15 protein-coding genes are annotated in these 25,230 nt (G+C 67.9%); 7 read left to right on the top strand and 8 right to left on the bottom strand.

From position 1 onward, the window contains the following. Nucleotides 1-107 precede the first annotated feature (107 nt). Nucleotides 108-617: a GtrA family protein gene (locus AB0F43_RS19715; RefSeq protein ID WP_360478336.1), complete on the top strand. Its 510-nt coding sequence runs from the start codon at nucleotides 108-110 to the stop codon at nucleotides 615-617. Here AB0F43_RS19715 and AB0F43_RS19710 read toward each other — a convergent pair. Together AB0F43_RS19710 and AB0F43_RS19705 are read right to left on the bottom strand one after the other, a co-directional pair. Beyond that, nucleotides 508-2,736 carry a glycosyltransferase family 2 protein gene (locus AB0F43_RS19710; protein WP_360478333.1) on the bottom strand — a complete coding sequence of 743 codons (2,229 nt, stop codon included), beginning with the start codon at nucleotides 2,734-2,736 and terminating at the stop codon, nucleotides 508-510. The genes AB0F43_RS19715 and AB0F43_RS19710 overlap by 110 nt on opposite strands. Further along, on the bottom strand, nucleotides 2,733-3,632 hold the full coding sequence (locus AB0F43_RS19705; protein ID WP_360478330.1) for an NAD-dependent epimerase/dehydratase family protein: 900 nt from the start codon (nucleotides 3,630-3,632) through the stop codon (nucleotides 2,733-2,735). The genes AB0F43_RS19710 and AB0F43_RS19705 overlap by 4 nt, the downstream gene beginning before the upstream one ends. Nucleotides 3,633-3,924: 292 nt before the next feature. Here AB0F43_RS19705 and AB0F43_RS19700 point away from each other — a divergent pair, with 292 nt between their 5' ends. After that, on the top strand, nucleotides 3,925-7,857 hold the full coding sequence (locus tag AB0F43_RS19700; RefSeq protein ID WP_360478327.1) for a GH92 family glycosyl hydrolase: 3,933 nt from the start codon (nucleotides 3,925-3,927) through the stop codon (nucleotides 7,855-7,857). A gap of 196 nt (nucleotides 7,858-8,053) precedes the next feature. Here the strand turns inward: AB0F43_RS19700 and AB0F43_RS19695 are convergent, their stop codons facing one another. From AB0F43_RS19695 to AB0F43_RS19680, 4 genes are all read right to left on the bottom strand, one after another. Next, complete coding sequence (locus tag AB0F43_RS19695) at nucleotides 8,054-8,347, bottom strand: hypothetical protein (RefSeq protein ID WP_360478324.1); 294 nt, start codon at nucleotides 8,345-8,347, stop codon at nucleotides 8,054-8,056. 48 nt (nucleotides 8,348-8,395) lie between these two features. Next, nucleotides 8,396-9,595, bottom strand: a complete 1,200-nt coding sequence (locus AB0F43_RS19690) for a mannosyltransferase family protein (protein WP_360478321.1) — start codon at nucleotides 9,593-9,595, stop codon at nucleotides 8,396-8,398. Between the two features lie 100 nt (nucleotides 9,596-9,695). Further along, a complete protein-coding gene (locus AB0F43_RS19685; RefSeq protein WP_360478318.1) occupies nucleotides 9,696-11,939 on the bottom strand; it encodes a transglycosylase domain-containing protein in 2,244 nt (747 codons plus the stop codon). Nucleotides 11,940-12,100: 161 nt separating this feature from the next. After that, nucleotides 12,101-13,585: a TIGR00366 family protein gene (locus AB0F43_RS19680; protein WP_360478315.1), complete on the bottom strand. Its 1,485-nt coding sequence runs from the start codon at nucleotides 13,583-13,585 to the stop codon at nucleotides 12,101-12,103. Between the two features lie 213 nt (nucleotides 13,586-13,798). Between AB0F43_RS19680 and AB0F43_RS19675 the strand changes: the two genes are divergently transcribed. The 5 genes from AB0F43_RS19675 to AB0F43_RS19655 all read left to right on the top strand — a co-directional run bounded on the left by AB0F43_RS19675 (nucleotide 13,799) and on the right by AB0F43_RS19655 (nucleotide 18,518). After that, nucleotides 13,799-14,383, top strand: a complete 585-nt coding sequence (locus tag AB0F43_RS19675) for a PadR family transcriptional regulator (protein WP_360478312.1) — start codon at nucleotides 13,799-13,801, stop codon at nucleotides 14,381-14,383. After that, nucleotides 14,380-15,459 carry an inositol-3-phosphate synthase gene (locus tag AB0F43_RS19670; protein ID WP_360478309.1) on the top strand — a complete coding sequence of 360 codons (1,080 nt, stop codon included), beginning with the start codon at nucleotides 14,380-14,382 and terminating at the stop codon, nucleotides 15,457-15,459. Before AB0F43_RS19675 ends, AB0F43_RS19670 begins: the two co-directional genes overlap by 4 nt. Before the next feature lie 69 nt (nucleotides 15,460-15,528). Next, on the top strand, nucleotides 15,529-16,359 hold the full coding sequence (locus AB0F43_RS19665; protein ID WP_360478306.1) for a DUF72 domain-containing protein: 831 nt from the start codon (nucleotides 15,529-15,531) through the stop codon (nucleotides 16,357-16,359). Nucleotides 16,360-17,118: 759 nt separating this feature from the next. Further along, nucleotides 17,119-17,313, top strand: a complete 195-nt coding sequence (locus AB0F43_RS19660; RefSeq protein WP_360478303.1) for a hypothetical protein — start codon at nucleotides 17,119-17,121, stop codon at nucleotides 17,311-17,313. Beyond that, nucleotides 17,310-18,518: a hypothetical protein gene (locus tag AB0F43_RS19655; RefSeq protein WP_360478300.1), complete on the top strand. Its 1,209-nt coding sequence runs from the start codon at nucleotides 17,310-17,312 to the stop codon at nucleotides 18,516-18,518. The genes AB0F43_RS19660 and AB0F43_RS19655 overlap by 4 nt, the downstream gene beginning before the upstream one ends. On the opposite strand, the gene AB0F43_RS19650 is transcribed toward AB0F43_RS19655, so the two are convergent. Next, nucleotides 18,428-24,025 carry an AAA domain-containing protein gene (locus tag AB0F43_RS19650; protein WP_360478297.1) on the bottom strand — a complete coding sequence of 1,866 codons (5,598 nt, stop codon included), beginning with the start codon at nucleotides 24,023-24,025 and terminating at the stop codon, nucleotides 18,428-18,430. The genes AB0F43_RS19655 and AB0F43_RS19650 overlap by 91 nt on opposite strands. Continuing rightward, on the bottom strand, nucleotides 24,022-25,191 hold the full coding sequence (locus tag AB0F43_RS19645; protein ID WP_360478294.1) for a M48 family metalloprotease: 1,170 nt from the start codon (nucleotides 25,189-25,191) through the stop codon (nucleotides 24,022-24,024). The genes AB0F43_RS19650 and AB0F43_RS19645 overlap by 4 nt, the downstream gene beginning before the upstream one ends. Between the last annotated feature and the right edge of the window lie 39 nt (nucleotides 25,192-25,230).

Genomic DNA, 25,230 nt, shown 5'->3' with positions numbered 1-25,230 from the left:
CGAGTACCCGCTCCCCTAACGTGACCAGCCCCACTCAGAAGCTGGCAATTGGCTATGAATTCGCGCTTCCGAGGCACCGTTGGGCGTGGAGGTGCACAATAGGCCCAATGGGGACTCTGACCAAGGTGATCAGCGGTTTCGGCCGGCGCCGGACCCGTTTGTTGCTGTGGGCGAAGTACTCGACGGCTTCGGTGGTCGCCACCGTGCTCAGCCAGGGCGCCTTCGCGCTGTGTTACTGGTTCGGTACGACGGCCCTGGTCGCATCGCTGGTCGCGTGGGTGACCGGCACCGTGCCGAGCTACCTGATCAACCGCCGCTGGACCTGGGGTCACCGCGGCCCGGCCGGCCGCGATCTGTTGCCGTACGCAATCATCGTGGTGACGTCCGCGGTGCTGGCGGCGATCGTCACCACGGTGACCGACCGGCTGGTCCAGGACCGGGTCGACTCGCACGTCTGGCAGACGGTCCTGGTCAGCGGCTCCTACCTCGGCACGTACGGCGTGCTGTTCATCCTGAAGTTCGTGCTGTTCGATCGGTATGTGTTCGCCAATCGGGCCGGGTCTTTGCCCGAGGACGAAGCCGAGCCGACCGCAGCACGTACTCCCGCAGCCAGGTAGTCGTCATCACTCGCGCGTAGTTCGCGCCGTACACCAGGCCGGGCCCCTTCTTGCTGCTCCCGTCGCCGCGGCGCCGCATCGTCATCGGCAACTCCACCACCCGCGCGCCGAGGGCGATTGCCCCGAGCAACAATTCCGACGACTGGTACTGCGGCTCGCGCAACGTCACCGCGGTCGCCAGCTCGGCCCGCACCGCGCGGAAGCCGAACGACGTGTCGGTCAGCCTCCGCCGGGTCAGAATCGACGCCAGGACGGCGAAAACCCGCACTCCTACCCAGCGCAGCCGGCTGTCCGCGTCCTCGGCACCGAGCCGGCGCGACCCGGTGACGAAGTCGGCCCGGTCGTCCAGGATCGGCTGCAGCAGTACGTCGAGCTCGTCGTTGTCGTACTGCCCGTCGGCATCGGTTGTCACGACGTACTGCGCGCCGCCCTCGGCGGCGAGGTGGTAGCCCAGCCGGAGCGCGGCGCCCTGACCACGGTTGCTTGGGGCAACACACACGAAAGCACCGTGCCGGCGGGCGACGTCGGCGGTGTCGTCGGTCGCGCCGTCGACGACGACCAGGACGTCGACCGGGAGTCCCGCGCAGGTGCGGGGCATGTTCGTCAGCACCGGGCCGATCCCGCCGGCTTCGTTGTAGGCGGCGATCACCACGACGATCGGTGCGAACGACGGCTGGCCGAAGTCCTTCACCGCCAGCGAGTCCACCTCGTCCGGGTAGTCGGCCATCGCGGGCCGGGCCTGATCCTTGCCGAGCAACGCACGCAACCCGATCGCCCCGGCAAGCGGGAAGAACACCAGGCCGGGTAGCTGATAGCGCCAGGAGAACTCGAAGGCGGCGGACCCCAGCAGCAGGATCACGCCCATGGCCGCAGGCAGCAGTGCGGCAGACCTGAGCCGGGACGTCTTGGCGCGACCGAGCCCGGCCGCAGCGGCCAAGGCGATCAGAACGCAGATGCCCAGCACCGTTCCAGACGTATAGCCACCGTTCAACTGGTAAGCGCGCAGAATGACGGCCGGCGCGTGCGAGACGTGCGGCTCCGACCCGCCCCACTTCACCGCGGCCTCGGCGGTGTTGGGATCCTCGAGGTTCGGGTAGGTGGTCTGGAACTGCCAGCGCTCCAGCGGTACGTCGTCCGGCGACGTGGTCCGCGTCGGCGCGAAGCCCTTGAAGAAGTCCTTCAGCGCAGCCCACGTGACATCCAACGGCTGGTGCCGGATGACCAAGCGGGCGAACTCCGTGGCCAACTCCTGCTTCGTGGTGCCGGGCGGCAGCGGTCCAGGCCAGTTGGGGTCGCCATAGTGGTTGTGCGCGTACTTGTCGACGCCGAGCCGTTCCCCGAGCGGCTCCTTCGGGCAGAACAGTCTGGTGCCTTCGTTGAGCGGTAGCTTGGCGCAGTCGGCGACCACAGCGGTCCGGCCGTAGAGCACCTGGTTCTCGGCACCGGTGAATCCCCACCGGCCGGTCTCCGAGTGGAAGTACGTCGCGTAGGCACCGAACACCACCGCGAATCCGGCTATGGCTGCGGCTGTACGTCGTACCAACTCGAGACGTCGGCGGCGCCAGGCGTCACCGACGACGACCAGGTAGAGCACGACTGCGATGAGCAGAGTCAGGCCGATGGTGCGGACGGCGAACGCGGCACCCAAGATCAGGCCGACCGCGAGTGCACGCTTCCAACCGGGTACGCCCCAGCCGAGCAGCAGCCAGAGGATGCCGACGAGCAGTACGTCGAAAGTGGTCTCGGCCATGATGTTCTGCTCGATCTGCACCTGGTAGGCGTCGAGCAGGAGCGGTGCGGCCGCTAGCGCGGCCAGCCAGCGGTAGACGTTGAGCCGGCGGGCCAGTCCGTAGATGGCGATACCCAGCAGGAGCCCGACCAGGTGCTGGACGATCACGACGAGGGTGAGGCCGCCGAGGTCGACCATCGGCCGCAGGACGAAGTCGTAGCCGATGGGATTGAGCTGGTTGGGGCTCAGCGCCTCCATGTTGTTGAGGTACTGCACCGAGTCCGTGTAGATGATCGCCGGCCGGTAGGCAATGGTCGCGAGCACACGCAGCACCGTGCCCGCGACCAGGAAGACGGCGAGCAGCCAGTGCGTACGGAGGACGCGCCTCACGGAGCTTTGAGGTACTGCCACGTGCGCGCGAGCCCGTCGTCCAGCGACACCGTCGGCGCGTAGCCGAGGTCGTTGGTGATGTCGACGACGACCGCGGGCATCTCCCCGGCCGGCGCCTCGATGTGCTCGGCCGGGACCGGACGCCCGGTCACCCGGCGTACCGCCTCGACCATCTCCAGCACGGACACGGACCGGCCGGATCCGATGATCGCCCGGCCGTCGTACGCCTTGTCGAGCGCGAGCAGGACGCCCGCGACGACGTCGTCGATGTAGACGAGGTCGCGTCGCTGCTTGCCGTCGCCGTAGATCCGGACACCCTCGTCCTTCAGCGCCGCCCGCATCATCCGCGGTACGAAGCTGTCCTTGTGTGACATGCCTGGGCCGTAGACGTTGGTGAACCGCAGCGCGGCGGTCGCGAGACCGTAGCTGCCCGAGTACGCCGACAGCAGCATCTCGCACGCTGCCTTGGTCGCGCCGTACGGCGTGAGTGGCCGGAGCGGAAGGTCCGCGGTGATGGTCGACGTACCGACGTTGCCGACGACGGCGTTGGTCGAGGCGAGGATGAAGCGGTCCACACCACTGCCGCGGGACAGCTCCATCAGGACCTGGGTGATCGTCACGTTCTGGGCGAAGGTCTGCATCGGAGCGTCGACGGACTTCAGCACAGAGGTCAGCGCGGCCAGGTGGACCACGGCGGCCGGCCGGGTCTCGAAGGCGGAGACGCAGGTCTCCTGGTCCGACAGCTCACCGGTGACCACGTGGACGCCGTCGTCCCACGACGGGTCCGGCGGCTCACGGTCCACGGCGGTCACCAGGACACCCCGCTGCCGCAGGGCGGCCACCACGGCCCGCCCGATGAACCCGGAGGCTCCGGTCACCAGCACTCGTTCGTCCATGTCGTTCAACCTACCGCCGGGCGACCAATCGCGGGACACGGGCGAACGGTGTGCGACGAACCCTTGACCCGGGGTGACCATGATGGGCAGGATCGCCCCGAACGCGGGCTGACAACCTTGTCATCGGGGCCGCGTAGAACCCACTGGCGGGCGGCTGGTGTCGCGGGGAGGCTGTGTGGTTCCCGGTGGCGGCGGCCGCGCGCCGGTCTCAGCCGTGGAAGGAGCGTGGATGAATCTCCGCCGCCCACTGGGGCTCGTCGCGTCGCTCGGGCTTGTGACAATGTCGTCTGCCATGACGTCAGCGCAGGCCGTCCCACCCACTACAGAGGAGCAGCCGGTGGTGACCGGTTCGTCGTTCTTCACCTCGTTCGAGCCGGGTCAGCCGCAACCCGGTTACACCGACACCGTCGAGACCGGCCCGGACGGGAAACCGCGCGCCGACGGCGTCCGCGGCCCTACGCCGACCGGTATCGGCGGCAGCGAGATGGACAAGGTCACCAAGGTGACCACCGGCAGCGGTGAGATCGCCACCAACGCGGCCGACGGGGACAAGTTCACCAAGTGGCTGGTGTTCGAGCCGACCGGCTGGCTGGTCTACGAGACCTCGGCCCCGGTGGTGATCCGCAAGTACGCGCTGACCTCGGCCAACGACGCCGACGGCCGCGACCCGCGGAACTGGACGGTGCAGGGCTCGAACGACGGGACCACCTGGACCACGCTGGACACCCGCACCGGCGAGGGCTTCGAGAACCGCTTCCAGACCAAGGAGTACAGCTTCTCGAACGAGACGCCGTACAAGTTCTTCAAGCTGGACATCACGCTGAACCACGGTGAGAACATCGTCCAGCTCGCCGACTGGTACCTGTCGAACGGCGCCCCGCTGCCGCCACCCGGCCCGACCGCGGAGTCGCGGCTGGACTCCGGCCCGAGCAGCGCCTACAACGCCCGGGCCCGGGTCGGCTTCACCGGCGTCAAGTCGTTCCGGTACGCCGGCCACCAGACCGCCGAGGGCCGTGGCTACACCTGGAACAAGATTGCCGACGTCGACCTGAAGATCGGCAGGGACACCCGGCTGTCGTACAAGATCTTCCCAGAGCACACCGAGGGCGACCTCAGCTACCCGAGTACGTTCGCGGCACTCGACCTCGCGTTCTCGGACGGGACGTACCTCAGCGACCTGAAGGCTCGCGATCACCATGGTTTCGAGCTCAGCCCGCGCGGCCAGGGTGACGCCAAGGGCCTGTCCACCAACCAGTGGAACAACATCGACGCCGACCTCGGCAAGGTCGCGGCGGGTAAGACGGTGACTCGCATCCTGGTCGGCTACGACAAGCCGTCCGGCCCGGCCGACTTCCGCGGCTGGATCGACGACATCCGGATCGCCGCCGCGATCAACCCCGACCGGGCCGCCCAGAAGACCGCGGCCAAGCACCCGTCGGACCTGGCGATCACGACCCGCGGGACGAACTCGACGGGTGGCTTCTCGCGCGGCAACAACTTCCCGGCGACCGCCGTACCGCATGGTTTCAACTTCTGGACGCCGGTCACCAACGCGGGCTCGACGTCCTGGCTGTACGACTACGCCAAGGGCAACAACGAGGCCAACAAGCCGACCATCCAGGCGTTGTCGATCAGCCACGAGCCCAGCCCGTGGATGGGTGACCGGCAGACGTTCCAGGTAATGCCCTCGATCGCGACAACGCCGACGGCCGACCGCAAGGCGCGGGCCTGGTCGTTCAGCCACGACAACGAGATCGCCCGGCCGTACTACTACGGCGTCACGTTCGACAACGGCAACGCGGCCGAGATCGCACCGACCGACCATGCCGCGCTGCTGCGGTTCTCGTTCCCGGCCGGCAAGGCGTCGCTGGTGTTCGACAACGTCAACAACAACGGCGGCCTGACGCTCGACCCGGACACCGGCGTCGTCACCGGCTTCAGCGACGTCAAGAGCGGCCTGTCCACCGGCGCCGGAAGACTCTTCGTGTACGGCGTGGTGGACCAGAAGGTGGTTGCCTCTGGCAAGCTGTCGAACGGCGGCGGCGCCAATGTCGGCGGCTACTTCTCCTTCGACCCGGAAGTCACCCAGGTCCAGCTGCGGATCGCGACCTCGCTGATCGGCACCGAACAGGCTCGTAGGAACCTCGAGCTCGAACTGCCGGCCGAATCGAAGTTCGGCAGGGTCAAGGACGAGGCCCAGCGGCTGTGGGACGCGAAGCTGCGCACCATCGAGGTCGAGGGTGCGACGGCCGACCAGCTGACCACGCTCTACTCGAACCTCTACCGCTTGTTCCTCTACCCGAACAACGGCTCGGAGAACACCGGGACGGCTTCCAAGCCGGTCATCAGGTACGCCTCTCCGACGTCGCCGAAGGTCGGCGCGGACACCCCGACCACGACCGGTTCGAAGATCGTGGCCGGCCAGACGTACGTGAACAACGGTTTCTGGGACACCTACCGGACCGTGTGGCCGGCGTACTCGCTGTTCGCCCAGGATTCCGCCGCCGATCTGGTCAACGGGTTCGTCCAGCAGTACAAGGACGGTGGCTGGATCTCCCGCTGGTCGTCCCCCGGCTACGCGAACCTGATGGTCGGCACCAGCTCCGACGTCGCGTTCGCCGACGCCTATCTGAAGGGCATCAAGGGGATCGACGTCCAGGCGACGTACGACGCGGCGCTCAAGAACGCGGCCGTCGTACCGCCGTCGCAGAACGTCGGCCGCAAGGGTCTCGACCTGTCCACGTTCAACGGCTACACGGCCAACACCACCGGTGAGGGCTTCAGCTGGTCCATGGACGGCTACATCAACGACTTCGGCATTGCGAACATGTCGAAGCGGCTGTACGACACCGCGAAGAAGAACGACCCGCGCCGGCAGGAGTACCTGGACAACTACAAGTACTACCTGAACCGGGCCCGCAACTACGTGACCCTGTTCGACCCGGCGATCGGCTTCTTCCAGGGCAAGGGACCGGACGGTGTCTGGGGCCACTCGTCCAGCACCTTCGACCCGCGCGACTGGGGTCACGACTACACCGAGACCAACGCGTGGAACATGGCGTTCTCGACCCCGCAGGACGGCGCCGGCCTGGCCGCCATCTACGGCGGCCGCGACGGCCTGGCCAAGAAGCTCGACGAGTTCTTCAGTACGCCGGAGGATGCCCTGCACACCGGCGGGTACGGCGGCACGATCCACGAGATGCTCGAGGCGCGCGACGTACGGATGGGTCAGTACGGGCACAGCAACCAGCCGTCGCACCACATCGCGTACATGTACGACTTCGCGGGTCAGCCGTGGAAGACGCAGGAGAAGGTGCGCGAGGTGCTGTCCCGGTTGTACCTGGGATCCGAGATCGGGCAGGGCTACCCGGGTGACGAGGACAACGGCGAGATGTCCGCGTGGTACCTGTTCAGCATGCTCGGGTTCTACCCGCTGCAGGTGGGTGCTCCGACGTACGCGATCGGGTCGCCGCTGTTCACCAAGGCGACGGTACGGCTGGCCGGCGGCAAGAAGCTGGTGATCAGTGCACCGGGCAACAATGCGCGCAACGTCTACGTCAAGGGCGTCCGGGTGAACGGGAAGAAGTGGACCTCCACCGCACTCCCGCACGACCTGATCGCGAACGGCGGCAAGATCGAGTTCGAGCTGACCGACAAGCCGTCGAAGTGGGGCAGCGGGCGCAACGACGCGCCGCCGTCGATCACCACCCCGGGCGAGGACCCGAGGACCTGGCAGGACTCGACCTCGGACGAGGGTGCGGTGATCGGAGCCGGTGGTCAGGACGTGACCGCGCTGACCGACGACAACGCGAAGACCCAGGTCACGCTGACCGGGGCGAAGCCGACGATCACGGTCGCGCTACCGCAGGGCCGTCCGGTCGGGATGTACACGCTCACCAGCGGCGCCACCGGCACGGCACCGTCCGGTTGGGTCCTGGAGGGCTCGAACGACGGGACGACGTGGTCGCCGGTGGATCGTCGGACCGGCGAGGAATGGGCCTGGGCGTCGTACACCCGATCGTTCAGCATCGCCTCGCCGAAGGCCTACACCCAGTACCGGCTGGTGCTGACGCCGGCCGGGACCGAGGGCGTCACCCTGGCCGAGATCGAGCTGCTCGGGACGCTGAAGGGGGTCGAGCCCGGGACGCACCCGAGTGAGAAGCGGGTGGCCGAGACCAAGCCCAGCCCGACGCCGTCGCAGTCGATCGACCGGAACTACGGGTAAAAATCAGCGGGGCGGCGGCTTGGCGCCGCCGCCCCTGCTGGACGTTCTCCTGCGGAGCCTGCCCCTGAGAGGTTCCGCCGGGCAATTGAGGAGGGGTGGCGGTCCCCGCCCGGACTGCCACCCCTTCATCCCTAACGACGTACGAGCCGTCCGCAGGGTTGCCTCTGGCGCAAAGTGTCCACATGCCGGACACCGATCAGGTGACGCCCGCGAACCAGACCAGATTGAGGGCCACCACTGCCGCGCCGGCCGCCACGGTGGCGGTCCAGCCGAGACCGGCCCGCCGGGCGAACACGGGCAGCGCGAGCGCCATCGCCAGACCGCCGATCTGCACGGTGAACAACTCGCCCAGCAGGTCGACCACGCAGTGATCCGCGGAGGGCGCGCACAGCGGTGCACCGGTCCGCACCATCACCTCGAACGCGAACGCCGCCACCAGGCCGGTCAGCACCGCCTGCAGCAGACTCTTGCCGAGCAACTGGGTGTCCATACGATCACGCTATGCGTGCGGGCGGTCGCCGTACCTGAGCAGAACTACTCAGCCTGACCAGCGGCCGGTGAAGAATGCCGCCGCCCAGATCGCGGCCAAGGGTATGGCCAGGCCGAGATAGACGCGGCCGAGCCACGGTTTTCGCTGGACGAGGACCGCCAGGCCGATCCAGAGCGGCCACCACAGCAGCGTCGCGCGGGTCAGCGAGTAGATCCAGAAGGACGTACAGAACGCGCCGACGGTGGCGGCCACCCAGGCCGCCTCACCCCAGGATCGGCGCCAGAACAACCAGGCGAGCAGCAGCAGACCGACGCCCAGCGTGACCAGTTCAGCCCGGAACATCCAGGTCCAGTCGCTGCGTTCGCCGGCGAAGTGGCCCCTCGTCGCGGCCTCGACGGTGTGCATGATCGAGGTCCACGGCCAGGTGAACTCGCGCGCCCAGCCCTTCTCCTGCGCCTCCTGCCAGGCGAACCAGGAGCCGTGGATCTGCTTCAGGTACGCCATGAAGCCGAGCACCGGGACGGCCGGCAATGCCAGCCACGGCAGCGACAGCCAGTCCCGCTTCTTCGAGGTGACGAACTCCACGACCAATGCGAACGCGAGGAAGATCCCGGACACCCGCACGGTCGACGCCAGCGCGACCAGGATCGCGGCCCGGGCCCAACGACCTTGCCGCGCCGCCAGCCAGGCCGGGAACGCGAAGGCGCAGAACAACGCCTCGGTGTAACCGGCGGCCAGGAAGACGCCGACCGGCGCGGAGAACCAGACCAGTGCGGCGTTCGGGCCGAGGTTCCGCAGTTCCGGAAACTCGTACTGAGCCAGCCGCGCGAGGTACACCCCGGCGATCGCACTGGCGACCGCCGACACCACGATGCCTGCGGCAACATAACCGATCCCGGTGTAGCTCACCAGACGCACCAGCGCGGGGAAACCGGGGAAGAACGCCGCCAGCGGCGCCCCGGACGGCTCGCCGTTGTCGTACCCGAACTCGGCGACCGCCTTCAGGTGCCAGACATCCCACTGCAGCCACGCGCGCCAGACGTTCGGGTACTCGTTACCCCGGTTGAACAGCAACGGCGCCGAGATCGACAGCAGGATCAGCGCCGCCCGCGTGACCAGCCACCACCCGAGCACCTCCCGGGTCATCGCAGCCGGCATCCACCGCTGCCAACGCACCTCGTCGACCCGGGCCCGCCGCGCCTTGCCGGGTTTCTCGGGTCGCTGCTCTCCGGCCGCCCGCTCAAACACAGACGCACCCCACGAAACCCACCCGAGCCCGACTCACGCCCCCATGGTGCCCCATCCCAAAAGCAACCGGCGGCACCCGGGTGGGTGCCGCCGGTCAGAGCTATTGCCCTTCGCCAGGTGTCTGTGGCGTATCGGTCGGTTCAGTCGAGGGGCCGCCGGTGGGTATGGGCGGCCAGACAGGCGTGTTCGACTTGGTCGGCTTGGTCTTCGTCGGCGTGTTACTGGGCTTGTTCGACGGCGGTGGTGTCTTCGTGGACGGCGGCGGCGTGTTCGACGACGGCGGAGGCGTGTTCGACGACGGCGGGGGCGTGTTCGACGAAGGCGGAGGCGTGTACGTCGGCGTCGGCGTTCCCATGTTGTCGTCGGACGGCTCTGGGAACTCCTCGACCGGCTGACCCTTCATCGCCTCGGACATGTAGTCGACCCAGGTCTGCGCCGGGTAGTCACCACCGAAGAACGCGTTCTCGTCGGTGTACGCGTCGAGGTCGGACTCGCCCTCCTTGCCGGCTCGGTAGAGCACGGCTGTGGACAGCTGGGGTGTGTAGCCGACCCACCACGAGGTGAGGGTGTCGTCACCTTCCTTGTACTTCTCGCACTTGCACTTCGCGTTCGCCCGGCGGTGGTCGATGGACATACCACCGGCGGTACCTGTCTTGCCGGCGGCCGGGCGGTCGATCTCCTGCGCCTTCCGGCCGGTGCCCTTCCGGTCCTCCACGACCTGCTGCAGCGCGTAGCTCGTCGTGTTCGCGATCTCCGGGGTGAGGGCCTGGACGGGCTTGTACTTCGACTTGGCCGAGAATTTGACCACGTTCTTCGAGTCACGCACCTCAGCGATCATGTGCACCGGCGTCCGCTGGCCTTGGTTCGCGAAGACGGAGTAGGCGCCCGCCATGTCGACCGGCGACGCGTAGGCGTTCGGACCGAGTACCAGAGCGGGGGCGTCCCGGTCAGCCGCAGGGATCTTTGGGATGCCCGCCGCCTCGGCGACGTCGCTGACCTTCTCCGGGCCGTTCTCCATCTGCCGGTCGACCAGGTCGTAGAACGCGGTGTTGATCGACTGCTCGGTCGCGGACAGCAGGCTCACCCGGCCGTAGTCCTCACCGAACTCGTTGTCGTACTTGCCGCCGCGGATCTCGATCGGCCCGTCACCCTCGAAGGTGTCCTCGAGGGTCTTCCCGTCCTTGAGCGCCGCCGCCACCGCGAACGGCTTGAACGACGAACCGGGTCTGGCCTTGGCCGTCGCCCAGTTGATCTGGCTCTTCAGGTAGTCCGGACCACCGATCACCGCCACCAGCTCACCGGTCTGAGGCCGAACCGACGCCAGACCGATGTGCAGCTCGCTCGCGTTGCCTGGCTGCTTCTTGCTGAAGACCGCGTCGTTGGCCGCGACCTGCGCCTTCAGGTCGATCGTCGTGTAGACCTTCAGGCCGCCACCGACGATCTCGTCGTCGGTGAATCCACTCTTGACCAGTTCCTTGCGGACCATGTCCAGCAGGAAGCCCTTCGAACCCTTGTACCGGCTGCTCTTCTGCGGCTTGTTGAGCTTCGGGAGCTGCTTGCTGTAGGCGGCGTACTGGGCGTCGGTGATCGTGCCCATCTGACGCATCCCGTCCAGGACGTACCGGTACCGCCCGAGGATCCGCTTCTGGGTCGCGGCGGACTTGTCGTCCGGGTCGAAGACGGTCGGATTGTTCAGCACCGTGGCGAGCAGCGCGGCCTGGTCGATCTTCAGGTCCTTGGGGTCACGCACGTTGAAGTACGCCTGGCCGGCGGCAGCGACGCCGTACGCACCCTCACCGAAGTAGATGGTGTTGAGGTAGCCCTCGAGGATCTTCTTCTTGTCCTCGGAGCGGCTCAGCTTGGTGGCGATAAACAGTTCCTTGAACTTCCGCGACGCCGTCCGCTCCTGAGTCAGGTACATGATCTTCACGTACTGCTGGGTCAGCGTTGAACCACTCTGGAGCTGCTCGCCCCTGGCGATGTTGAAGGCTGCCCGGGCCATACCGGACGGGGAGATTCCCGGGTTGGTCCAGAACGTCCGGTCCTCGGCCGCGATGACCGAGTCTTGGACGTGCTTCGGGATCTGCGCCAGTGGCACCGACCGGCGGTTCTGTTCGTAGAACTGGCCGATCTCGTGCGAGCGGTCCGAGAAGTACACCGTGGTGGTGTTGGTCGCGAACTCCTTGTTCGTGTCCGGGATCTTCGTCGTCTGGTAGACGATGAAGAATGCGGCGACGCTACAGATGATGCCCAGGCAGAACAGAGCGAGGAGCCAGCCGAGGACCCGGAGCGCCCAGTGTCTCTTGCGCCGGACGGGTACGGCCTTTCTACGAGCTTCACTCACAGTGCAATCCTCGACGATCTCGCGGAAGTCATTGCCCCACAGACTACGGTGGGTGTGGTAACGGCCCCGAATCCGCTCCGGATGGTAACAAGCCCGCCGGTCACGTCGCGATGCACCGGGAACGAGCCTTACCGAGATCTTTCCCGCCTCGCGGCAAGCGATTACCCGGTGACATGGGGTGCGAGCAAAGTCACGGCGATCAGGGCGGCGGGGAAGCAGGCCAGGAACATGGTGAACGTGTAACCCATGATGTCGCGGGCCTTGAGCCCGAGGATGGCGAGCGTCGGAAGCATCCAGAACGGCTGCAGCAGGTTCGCGCTGGCCTCGCCCAGGTCGTAGACGACCACCATCCAGCCCGCGTCCACCTGGAGCTCGTTCGCGGCCTGCAGTACGTACGGCGCCTCGATCACCCACTTGCTGCCACCACTGGGCACGAAGATGCCGAGGATGCAGGAGTAGATCGCCACCAGCGGTGGGAACAGGAACTGGTTGCTTGCCTGCACCAACCAACCGGCCAGCCGCGCGGAGATACCGGTATACGCGATCATCCCGAAGATGCCGCCGTACAGCGGGAACTGCAGCAGTACGGCGGCCGCCGCCGGAGCGCCGTCACGGACAGCCCGGGCCATCCGCCATGGCCGCCAGTGCAGCAGCAGCGCGAGCAGGAACAGGATCAGGTTGACCGTGTTCAGGTCGAGCGCGCTGAAGAAGCTCTTCCCGTCGAAGTAGCGGACGAGGTACACCACACCGAGCAGCACGATCAGCAGGCTGAACAGAGGCGAGTGCTCGAGCCAGTCCCCCGGCCTGCGCTTCTCACCGTCCCGCCCGCCGTTGTACGCCGAGCCCCGGCCGATGAGCGGCCTCAACTCGATACCCAGGTGTTCCGCCGTCCGCGAGTTGTCCTCGCCCGGCGCGATGAACCACGCCATCGCGACGCCAACCACGTACACGAAGAAGGTCGCGACGAGTGCCTGCCAGGTGAAGATGGTGTCGCTGAGTGGGATCAGCCCACTGGCCCGTCCGCCGGCCCGGATGACCTCCTGCACCGGCGCCGGACTGCTGCTCGCACTGGCGACCTGCAACGCGGCGGAGCCGGACAGTCCCTGCGCCCACACGGTGCCCAGGCCCAGGAACGCCATGGCACCCAGCGCGCGGTAGTCGGCCTTCGGTACGTTGCGGGCGACCTCGCGGGCCAGGATCGCGGCGAAGATCAGGCTGAAGGCCCAGTTCAGGTACGACGCCAGCATCGCGACCGCGGCGACGAACGCGACCGCGCCCCGCGGGCTCTTGGGGATCCGCGCCAGCCGGGTGATCAACCGGGCGACCGGTCCGCTGGTCGCGACGGCGTACCCGCCGATGATGATCATCGCCATCTGCAGGGTGAAGGTGATCAGCGACCAGAATCCGATTCCCCAGGCATCGACCAGGCCGAAGCCCTTGGTCGCGGCCGGATCGTCGGGGCGGGCCATCAGCGGTTCGCCGGTGACCAGTCCGAAGAGCAGCACCACGAAAGTGCCGACCAGGACGAACCCGAACGCGTCGGGCAGCCACTTCTCGGTGAAGGCGGTGAACCGCAGCGCGGTCCGGGCCAGCGGGCCCTCCCGCTCGAGCTCCTGCTTCACATGCTTCCCATGGTTGTCGGCCATCACCCTCCGCTCCTGGACCACGGCTCTGTGTCAGCTGATTTAACGCAGATCGACGGCTGACGTGACAGGTTTCCCGGCGTGTACGGGAAGCAAGGTGACAAATGGCCACTTTGTTAGGTCTTGTCCACAGGTCTCCAATCTGCTTACAGTGGCAGCGCGATGTATCGAGTCGATACATCAGGTCATGACAAACTAGACCGAGGGAGGTGGGTCATGGGAAACCGCAGTGGGGTCCTGGAGCTCGCCGTACTCGGTCTGCTGCATGAAGCGCCGATGCACGGTTACGAGCTCCGCAAGCGCGTCAACGCCCAGTTCGGCTGGGGACGCGTGCTGTCGTTCGGTTCGCTCTACCCGTGCCTGAAGGCCATGCTCCGCAACGGCCTGATCACGGCCGACCCCGGTACGCCGGAGTCCGGTCGCAGGCCCAAGATCGTCTACACGATCACCGCCGACGGCAAGGACCACTTCGCGCACGCGATGCACGATGCCGGCCCGTCGGCGTGGGAGGACGACACGTTCGGCGTCCGGTTCTCGTTCTTCGGCCGGACCGATCCGGCCACCCGGTTGCGCATCCTCGAGGGCCGCCGGGCCCGGATGGAGGAGCGGCTGGCCAACTTCCGGGCAGCGATGAGCCGGACCGCCGAGCGGATGGACGCCTACACCCTCGAGCTGCAACGGCACGGCCTGGAGTCGGCCGAGCGCGAGGTCCGCTGGCTGAACGAACTGATCGACGGCGAGCGGCGGCAACAGCGGCCCCCTGACCAGCACCACCCGCCTACCCAAGGAGACCCCAGATGACCTCGATCCGCGTAGCGATCGTCGGCGTCGGCAACTGCGCCAGCTCGCTCGTCCAGGGCGTGCACTACTACCGGGACGCCAAGCCCACCGAGCGCGTCCCCGGTCTGATGCACGTCGTGTTCGGCGACTATCACGTCCGCGATGTGGAGTTCGTCGCCGCCTTCGACGTCGACGGCAAGAAGGTCGGCCTGGATCTCGCCGACGCGATCGGCGCCAGCGAGAACAACACGATCAAGATCTGCGACGTGCCGCCGACCGGTGTCACCGTCCAGCGCGGTCACACCCTCGACGGCCTCGGCAAGTACTACCGCGAGACCATCACCGAGTCCGACGCCGAGCCGGTCGACGTGGTCGCCACGCTGCGCGAGGCTGCGGTCGACGTGCTGGTCTGCTACCTGCCGGTGGGTTCGGAGCAGGCGGCGAAGTTCTACGCCCAGTGCGCGATCGACGCTGGTGTCGCGTTCGTGAACGCGCTGCCGGTGTTCATCGCGGGCACCAAGGAGTGGGCCGACAAGTTCACCGCGGCCGGCGTCCCGATCGTCGGCGACGACATCAAGTCGCAGATCGGCGCGACCATCACGCACCGGGTGCTGACCAAGCTGTTCGAGGACCGCGGCGTCACCGTCGACCGGACCTACCAGCTGAACGTCGGCGGCAACATGGACTTCAAGAACATGCTCGAGCGGGAGCGGCTGGAGTCCAAGAAGATCAGCAAGACCCAGTCCGTCACCTCGCAGCTGCGGGACGAGATCGACGAGCGCAACGTGCACATCGGCCCGTCCGACTACGTGGCCTGGCTGGACGACCGCAAGTGGGCGTTCATCCGGCTCGAGGGCCGCAACTTCGGCGACGTCCCGCTGTCGCTGGAGTACAAGCTCGAGGTCTGGGACTCGCCGAACTCGGCCGGCATCATCATCGACGCGATCCGCGCCGCGAAGATCGCCAAGGACCGTGGCATCGGCGGCCCGATCCTGTCCGCGTCGTCGTACTTCATGAAGTCCCCGCCGGAGCAGTACGCCGACGACGTCTGCCGCGACCTGGTGGAGAAGTTCATCCGCGGCGAGGTCGAGCGCTGACCTCGTCGTCCTGACGGTCCCGCAGTAGGCTTCGGCCGGCTGCGGGACTGTTTTGTAGGTTTGGTCGTCATGCGGCTGCATGTGGGGTGTGCGCAGTGGACTCACCCTGGCTGGCCGCAACCGTCGCGGGAGAAGCTGCGCTGGTACGCCTCGTGGTGCAACGCCGTCGAGAGCAACACCACCTTCTACGCGACCCCGTCTCCCGCGACCGTCGCGAACTGGGCCGCTCAGACCCCGCCCGACTTCCGCTTCGTGGTCAAACTGCCCCAACTGATCACGCACGAGCGACGGCTGACCAACGTCGAGCCTGAACTCCGGGCCTTCCTCACCGCGATCGAGCCGCTGTTCTCTCGCAACCACGCCCTGTGGATCCAGCTGCCGGCGGCCTTCTCCCCCACTGACCTGGGCGCACTCGCCGCCTTCCTGCACAAGGCGCCCGAGGGGTATCGGTACGCCGTCGAAGTCCGGCACCGCGCCTTCTTCGACGATCCCCGCGTTGCGGCCAACCTCGAACAGGTCCTGGCGCGGGTCGATGCGGAATGGATCCCCTTCGACACCGTCACGCTCTTCCAGCACCGCCCGACCAGCTTCGCCGAACGCGATGCGTGGATGAAGAAGCCTCGAGTGGTACGCCGTACTCGCGCGCTGACCGCTCATCCGATCGTGCGCTACATCGGCCGGGACGACGTACGGCAGACCGTGGAGGGGTGGAGTTACCTCGTCGACTTGGTCGTTCGTTGGCTCGGTGAGGGCCGCTCGCCGACCGTTTTCCTGCACACCCCGGACAACGTGGAGGCGCTCAAGCTGGCCCGCCGGTTCCACTCCGACGTCCGCTCGCGCATGCCCGGGCTCGACCCGCTGCCCGAGCCCATCGAGACCGATCCTCCCACGCTCTTCTAGCGCTGACTGCCGCACCCAGTTGGCCGGCGCGGGGGCGTGACAGAAACGCCGCACTGGCGGCCGGTGACCGTCTTGGGGAGGATTTCTGGTCGATTCGGGAGGGCAATCCTCCCCGGTCCACGGGTGGCAACCGGGGACAGTGACAACCCGACCTGGCAGCAACTGTCTGCGGGGTTATCCGGCTCTCATGCCAGATGTGTGGGTGATTGTTCACCGGATCTGAGCCGGTTGCCTGTCGTCGGCGGCGTGTACTCGTGACGAATCACCAGACCAGCGGGTCCGGTCCTGCCGACCGGGGAGGGTTTTGCGCCCGATCCGGGGCAAAACCCTCCCCAGTCCACCATCGGACCACCACCCCCAGCGAACGCATCCGACAGACACGGTCCCCAACCTCGCGGACCCACAGACCCAGCACCCTCGGCCACCCGCGCCATCGCTGCGCCCGCACGCGACCCCACCGGGACCCGGGCTCGACTGGGGAGTCCGGCCTGCCGGGCCGATTCAGGTGGGTAGCGCTCCCAACCCTCTCGACGGCCAGGTATCGACCCCGGGAACGGCGCGGGGCCCGCGGTGGGCAGGGCCTGGGGCGGCGCACAACTATTCCGGACACATGCCGGCGCACCCGCAGCCACGTCGAACGGAACACCGACCACACATCAAGCAGATCAACCGGTTATCCACAGCTGCCGGATTCGTGGCTGGGATGAGGACCAATCTCCGTATGTTCTCCGCCGAGATCACACCTCGGGAGGACAGAACATGGAGCACGAAACCCTTGCAAACCAGGCATCTCCGGACGTCCGGGCGACCGCTGCGGAGCGGCAGGCACGCGCGGAATGGCTTGTCACCGAGCTACGCCGCCGGGCTGAGGCCTGCGACGATCCACGCGAACAGGCCAACCTGCACCGCTCCGCGGACTCGCTTGTCCGCCTGGCGACGGCGTACCAGCCGTGACCGCCGCACTGGTCGACGTGCGTGCGGCCGCACAGGTGTCGCACACACCGACCTCACTGGAAGAGTTGCTGGCCCACTGCGCTCCGGAGGCGGTTGCGCTCTCCGGCGCGGCCCAGTCCGCCTGGAACGGTCAGGTCGTCGAGACCTCCGGCGACGTTCTCGGCCTCGCCCACTGGGACGGCACGCTGTACCTCGACGGCGACTGCATCCTCGATCCACTGCGCCGGATGTACGAACTGGCCGGCGAGGAACAGCCGATCCCGACGCTGGTGCGCTATCGCGAATCCCTCGCAACGATCCTGCACGAGCACGCCCACTTCCTCGGTCCGGCGGACGCGACGCAGGAGGCGGCTCGGGGCGCCTTCATCCAGCCTGGCAGCCGCCAGCTCGAGGAAGGTGTCGCCGAAGCCTGGGCCCAGGACAATCTGAACGACTTCCTCACCCGGCTCGGTGTCGACAAAGTTGCCCCCGGCATCAAAGACGTCCGCGGCGGCGGCTACTACGCCGCCTTCGTCCCCGCCGTCCGCATCCTCACCGCCGACCTCGAGAACCGTGCCGGCCTGCAGCGGGGCGAGGTCCTGAACGCCCTCAACCGCGAAACCGCCGAGGGGCAGTTGCCCATGGTTCTGAGCCTTCTCTACAACTCCACCCGGCTTCCCGAGCTCGACTCGCCCGACCAGTCACCCGCGCACCGCCAACAGCTCGAATCCCTTCTCCGCGAGGGTCTCTGCATGCTTGACACCTACGAACTCCTCCCGCCCGGCTTCGCCGCCGCCCGTTCCCGCTCCACCACCGGCGCCCTTCTCGACCGCCTCTACGCCGAACTCACCGCCGCCGAAGCGAACCACTTCCCCGATGCTCCCGCCTGCACGCTTCCCGCCCCCGCACCCCCTACCAACCAGACCCGCCTGACTCCGGCGCATGCGCACGTGACCTCAGCGGTGACGATCGCCCGTGCCGCACCGAAGGCCCTCCATACCGCTTTCTCTGGTGTAACTCCTCCAACGCTGATTCCAACCACCACCGTGGCGTCACCCGCACGACCGCACCGCACAGCGGCAACCTCCCAGCTCCTGGTCCGTCGACCGTCACAGGCAGAACCCCCGCGATGGGGTCAGTCGTCGACTGGACGATGCAGGGTCTCCAGGAGTTGGTCTACGACGGTGCCGGGTGAGCGGGTCCAGTCGGTGGTGAGTACGTGGTGAACCCGCCAACCGGTCGCGGTCAGAGCTCTCGGGTGCGTGGTCAGCCGCTCGAGCAAGGAGTCGGCCTCGATCCGTTCGGGAGTGTCGACCAAGACCGCCACCCGATGCCCGACGTCCCCCGGCAACTTCAGCGCCAGGTCACAACGAAACACCGACTCCCCGACACCCGTCTCCGCCTCAACCCCACGCCCCTCCAACGCCCGCCGCAACTGCTCAACCACAGCAGCACGTGGGCCGGCATCTGCACCAGCCTCCGCACCTCTACTCGCCAGACCACCACCGCCAAGGCCGCCTGCACCAGCCTCCCCAGCTCTACTCGCCACACCACTGCCGTCAAGGCCGGTGCCCGCACCACGCTCGTCAGCTCGACTCTCCCCACCATCACCGCGAAGGCCGGTGCCTGGACGATGCTCGTCCGCGTCCGACACAGCACGCCCACCAGCGGGGGCTTCCGCACCGAACGCACCAGCACCCGCCTGGTGCTGGAGGGCAGCGGCGGAGAGTTGGGGGCGGCCGCGGGTGTATGTAGCCAGGGTGGCTTTGGCGGCGAGCAGGTCGCCTTGGGAGATGGCGGTGGCGTAGGTGAGGAACCGGCGAAGGGTGTTGGCACCGTCGTTGTAGGTGTTGGTGATGGCGTGGGGCTCGATGCTGCTGACGACGACCATGTGCTGGCGAGCCCGGCTGAAGATGACGTTCAGGCGCTTCTCGCCGCCGGCGGCGTTGATCGGGCCGAAGTTCATCAGCATCCGGCCGTCCGGGCCGGCGGCGTAACAGACGCTCATCAGCACGATGTCGCGTTCGTCCCCCTGCACGTTCTCCAGGTTCTTCACGAACAGGCCGATGTCCTGCTCGCCGTGCGTGCGGACCTGCTCGGCCTCGTACAGCGCGGCGAACACCGGATCGGCCTCGGCCAGTTCGTCCAGTGCTCGTTCGATCTCACCCTGCTGGGCCTCGGAGAACGCGACGATGCCGATGCTCTTCCGGGTCTGGCGGCCGAGCAACTCGCGCACCAGAGCGGCGATCCATCGCGCCTCGGCAGGGTTGGTACGGCGCACGTAGACACCGTCGACGAGCCGGACAGCGGTGATGCTGCCGGCCAGCAAACTGTCACACACCTCGGCCACCGCGGGTGTGTCCGACCGAAGCGTCCACGGTGCCGCGGCGTGCGCAGGAAGCCGATCCGGCACGGTCGCCAGGCGACCCTGGTAGAAGGCCGAGTTGCTGAACGAGATCAGCGCCTCCGAGCGACTCCGGTAGTGCCAGGTCAGCATCGTCGACGCCAGCCGCAACGCACTGATCGACAAGAAGCTGTCCTCGGTCAGCGCGATCCCGACCTGCTCGGCAATCCCATCATCGAACGCGTCCGCCCCAATCGCGTCGTCCGCCGCCGTCCAGGCGGACCCGGCATCCGGGCCGGACCCAGCGTTCAGGGCGGACCCAGCGGTCGAGCCGGGCCCGGCGTCCGAGCTGAGCCCGGCGGTCGAGGCGGGCCCGGCGTTTGAGGCGGGCACGTTGGGCGTGGACGGTGTGTTCCGGGCGGGACCCGGGGCGGGGAGGGTCTGCGGGTCGGTGCGGACTTGGAAGTACGTGGTTGGGGGAAGCTGCATCTGGTCGCCGACGACGATCAACTGGGGGGCTCGGTGGAGGGCGGGGATCGCTTCTTCGACCGGGATCTGGCTGGCTTCGTCGTAGATGACGACGTCGAAGGACGTTGTCAGGGGCAAGGTGTCCGAGACTGACGACGGGCTCATCAACCAGACGGGGCGAAGGAGTGAGACGACCGTGCCGGTGGCGCCGGAGGCCAGGTCGCGAATGGAGCGGTAGCGCATGACCTTGCCGAACTCGTGTTCCAGCTCGCGGCGACCGGTTGCGAAGGTCTTCTTGCGGTCGCGGTCCTCGGGCGACATGCCGCTGGCGCTCAGTTCGGAGTGAGCCAGTTCGGTGAGGTAGCGCCGCCGTACGCCGGCGACGACGATGTCGGCGTTGAGGGTGGTGAGCTCGTCGTACACCAGGCTCAGTTCGCCCACGATCGAGTCGAATCGTGGCGAGGAGAGTTGCAGCGGGGCAGCGGCTCGGGCGCGCTCCCACTCGGCCACGCAGACGGCGTACTCGAGCTGGTCCGGGGTCACCGTCAGCTGTCGCAGCGCGGTTTGCACGGACGCCGGCGTCGTCGCCAGCTCCTGCAACGCCGGCCCGACGGCGCGCAGGACTGGCTCGGCGGAGGTCAGCTTGCCGATCAGTTCGAGTACGGCGGACACGACCAGGTCCTCGTACTGCGTCGCCAGCAGTCCGCAGGTGGATGCCTCGGCTTGTTCCAGGGTGTCCGCGATCCGGGTGAGGGCGGAGGGAACACCGTCCTGCAACACGATCCGCCAGTCGGCGAGGTGCGGGTCGTTGCGCATCGTGGTGAGCCGGGTGGTCAGTTGGCCCGGATCATCGGTGCCCCAGTCGCGAAGCGTCTGCTCGGTGTGCTGCCGCACGGCGGCGGTCGCGTCGTGTGCGGCGATCAGGCTGGTGAGCAGTTCGACGACCGATGGGCGCACTGCTCGGGTCGTCATGTCGTAGCGGCTGTTGACCAGCGACTTCACTCGACGCCAGTCACCGCTGAGGAACGAGAAGAGGCTGCCTTCTTTGCTTTGGGCAACCTTGAGGGCCGAGCGGGCATCGGCAGGTGTCAGCGGTTCGCTCCAGCCGGACGCCGCATCCCAGTCCGCACGTTCCGCGGCGACGAGTCGTTCTCGTTCGGCGGCCGTCGCGCTCAGGCGCTGCGCGGCATCCGAGCGAGGGTCGATGGCGTCGATGAGGTCGCGGTCGGCGAGGGCGATGGTCACCCGCCCCAGCTCGCCGAGCGCCCTGGCCTGCTTGACCGTCCAGCCGCCTTGCTGCTCAGTGGTGCCGGACTCTGCCGGCGCAGGCTCGGGGACGCTGGATGACGCTAGTGAGGTGGCGACGGCCGTCCAGGCGGTCTGCAGTTCGCGGGCCTGCTCCGGGACGGCGGGGTCACCCCAACGCGAGGGGGCGAGGAAGGCGAGCGGGCTGCGCGCGAGTACTCCACCCGAGGCGGGATCGGCGGCCGCCAGCTCCTGGGCGACCTTGTGGACAACTCCCCGCGCCGCCCACCAATCAGCCGGCGACGGAATCAGCCGCCGTTCGCCTTCGAACTCGAGGTCTGTGGAGTCCGAACCGGGCCGGGAGGCGGGGCCAGGTGGTGGTGATGAGACCGGGTCGCCCGGCTGAATTGATTCGGCGGACCAAGGGCGGGGGCGGAGGGTGATCAGGCGGTTGAGTAGGGCGCGGAGTGGCGGGTTGCCGCTGGCGAGGGTTTGTTCGTAGCCGGCGACGGTGGTGAGGAGCTGGTTGATGCGGGAGACCAGGTCGTCGCGGCGAGCGGTGAGGGTGTCGAGGTCGTCGGTGGCGGTCAGCCAGGACTCGTAGGTGTCGCGGAGGCCGTGGACGAATGCTTTCTTGTCGGCCTGGGAGTCGTGGATGAGGGTGCAGAGACCGTCCAGGCGACGGCTCGCGAGGCGGGCGTGGACGACATCGAGGGCTGCTCGTTTCTGGCAGACGAACAGCACCCGCTGACCGCGGGCGACGAAGTCCGCGATCATGTTGGTGATCGTCTGCGACTTGCCGGTCCCCGGCGGGCCCTGGATCACAAAACTCTCGCCTCGCTGGGCCCGCGCGATCGCAGCGACCTGAGACCCGTCGGCAGGGACGACCAGCTGCCGCTCGGCGACCGGCAGCTCCGGGGGCGGGGTGCTGATCGGGCGTGGCCGGTCGGCGAACAGCTGGTCGAACGAAGGGCACGACTTCCCGGTGGCGAGCAACTCGTCGTAGTCGCGGACGAGCCCGAGTGTCCGGTAGCTGAAGTTCGCCAGCGACACTGCGCACAGGTCAACGTCCCAGGAGTATGGACCGCCCTCTGTGTCCAGTGTGTAGGTGTCGGTCTCGATCACGGCCGGTCGCCGCGGCTCGCCGCCGAGTGCGATGCCGAGCGGCAGCTCCGGGACGGCCAGCTGGGTACGGAAGATCTGCGCACCGAGCGGTTGATAGTCGGTCCGCCGGTACGAGTAGGCGTACTGCCGGCCGCCGAACTCGTGCGCGGCGTTGCCGTGTTGCCGGCGGCGGTAGTTCCGGAGCTTCAGCATCGCACGTTGTCTGACCAGATCGATCCGTGGCTTCTCCCGCAGGTGCAGCTGCAGGCCCGGCTCGGTCGACCGGATCTCCCGCGCGAGATGTGCGTGCAGTGTCGCGATCGAGCCCGGCTCGGCGAGATCGACGTACTCCGGGAGGTTGATCCCGTACAGCTGGTGCAGGTGGTGCCGCAGGGTCGGGTTGACCTCGGCGACCGGATCCGTCAGGCGCAGCGTGTACGAGTCCCGGACGCCGCGCTTGCGCACCAGCTCGACCTTCGCCAGCACCAGCGGTGAGGCAAGTCTGGTGTCGGGGTCGTTCTTCAGGTCGTGCCAGCGCAGGAACGCCGGCACCAGCCGCAGCTGGTCCTGTCCGTACTCGGCGCGATCCCGCCGGGCTGTCGCGATCAGTTTGTCGAGCGAGTTCGCGGCGTACGGCGCGTCGTCGTACCGGATCCATCGGCCGAGCGGCTGGGGTTTGCCGAGCAGGGACGCACCGAGGTCGTCGCGCCAGGTGAACAACTGGTCGGGCCGGATCGTGCGGACGTCGAGCATCAGCGGGACGGACACCTCGGTGAGGTTCAGCGTCTGCGCGGTGGGGCGGAAGTTGATCAGCCGGTTGCGGCGGGACAGGTCGAACAGCCGGTCACGCAGGGCCCGGAGCACGGCGGTACGACGGTCTGCCGCGCTGCGGGTGATCGCTGCCACGTCGAAGTCGAGCGGCTGGTCCCGGTAGTTCTCCAGCTGCTCGATCAGGGAGCGGAGATCCTGCGCGCGGCGGTGGCGGTCCGGCTCGGTCATCCGGGCGGCGACCGAGACGATCACCGGGTGCAGGCCCGGATCGAGGGCATAGAGGTTGCCTTTGGCATCGACCAGCCGCGCGACGTCCGCGGTGCGGGACAGGTCCAGACCGCAGCCGAGCCCGATCAGCAGCTGGCCGAGGCTGAAGATGTCGGTGAGTTGGTCGTGGTGGCCGACCACGTGCTCCCAGCTCTGCCAACCGGCGACGTGCACCGGCGCGGTGATGGCCGCCGGGATCGGCTCGACCACCGTGGTCCGCGGCCGGCCACCGCTCTCACCGAGGTCGACGTCGGACTGCCGGTGCGCAACCACCTCGACCGCGGTCGCCCGGGGACCTTCCCGGGAGAGCAGGGCCGGCTCGTTGAGCACCGGCCGGCCGGCCTGCGACGAGTCGAAGCCGAGCCGGGCCTGTTCGTCGACCGTGATCCGGTCGAGTCCGCGCAACGGCGCGATCAACCCGCGCTCGTGCACCGCCGCTGTCGCATGGAAGAGCGGCAGCACCGCGGCCAGCAGAGCGTCATTGCCGAGCCCGCCCTGCGAGACCGCCAGGGCGATCAGATCTTCGGCGCTCATGCGATCGCCTCGTCCGCGGCCTTGGCCAGCTTCGCCCGGCGCTTGTCGCTCCAGCCGAGCTCGTCGTCGGCCAGGTCGTCGTACGCCGTCAGTCCCGTGCGCCGGGCGATCACCATGGAGGCGATCAACCCGGCGTCACCGGTGTCCGGGTCAGCGGTGGCCAGGTCCAGCAGCAGGTAGCAGAGGTACCGCTTGGTGGCATCGACCAGCGGTCTTGGTCGCGGCGGGGGTGCACCGTCGATCGGCCGCACCGCCACCGGCTCGTCGAATCGAAGCCCGGCAGACGCGGGTACGCCGAGAGGCCCGGGTGGATCCGAGAACCCAGCGGCGAAGGTCGCAACCGCGTCCGTGCGCAGGCCCTCGGCGTGTGCGATCGACGCGGCGAACTCCCTGCTCAGGTCGCGCAGCAGGACCGCATCGAGGAGATCCGGCGCGTCGATGTCGAGCGGACCTGTGATCAGCGACTCCATGTCTTCGCCGGAAAGCCAGTTCTTCAACGCCCACGCCCGGGCAACGCCCTCGGGATGAGAGGTTCCACGGCTGCCGGTGCTGAGGTCGAGCTCGTCCGCCTGTCGCAAATAGGCCTCCGGGTCGGCTGTGCTCAGACCGGTCTGGAGCTTGAGGAGCGCGCGGATCGTCACGCTGAGGTCGCCGCAGGCCGTGAGCGCACCGCGGTCGGCGAACAGCTCCGTCGCCAGACTCCACCGCCGATGGGTCTCGAGGTACTGCGGTGGTGTGCGCGCGTCACCGGCTGCCGCGTCCAGCAAGCGGTCCACCGCGAGATATGCGCCGTCGTCGGCGTTCCACAGCACTCGGTGCGCCAGCTCATGGCCGACTACAGCAGTGAGGTCGTCTTGGTCCAGCGACTCCAGCAACGACCCCTCGAAGACGACAACCGCCGTACCCGCTTGGTGGACGTAGTGGGCGTTGGGCTGCCCGTTCACCTGGTAGAACTCGAGCTCCGTGTCCACGCCCAAGGCTTCCGCCGCCCTACGGCCCGCCTGATGCACCTCGGGATGTACCGCCTCCTCCAGCCGGTACGCGTTCCGCAGCAGTACGTCGTCCAGCCGTCCCGCCGGTCCACCCCGCAGAGCTGTCCAGGCACGCTCGTCCACGCGGCGTACGTACGCCAGCACGGCCCGGTGATAGCCCAATGGGGACAGCATCCCGCCACAGTAACCACGCCCACCGACGAAAGCAGGCCG

It is taken from the genome of Kribbella sp. NPDC023972 (assembly GCF_040639075.1).
Lineage (GTDB): Bacteria > Actinomycetota > Actinomycetes > Propionibacteriales > Kribbellaceae > Kribbella.
The sequence above is the reverse complement of the archived record's forward strand: the minus strand, read 5'-3'. Positions and strand labels throughout refer to the sequence as shown.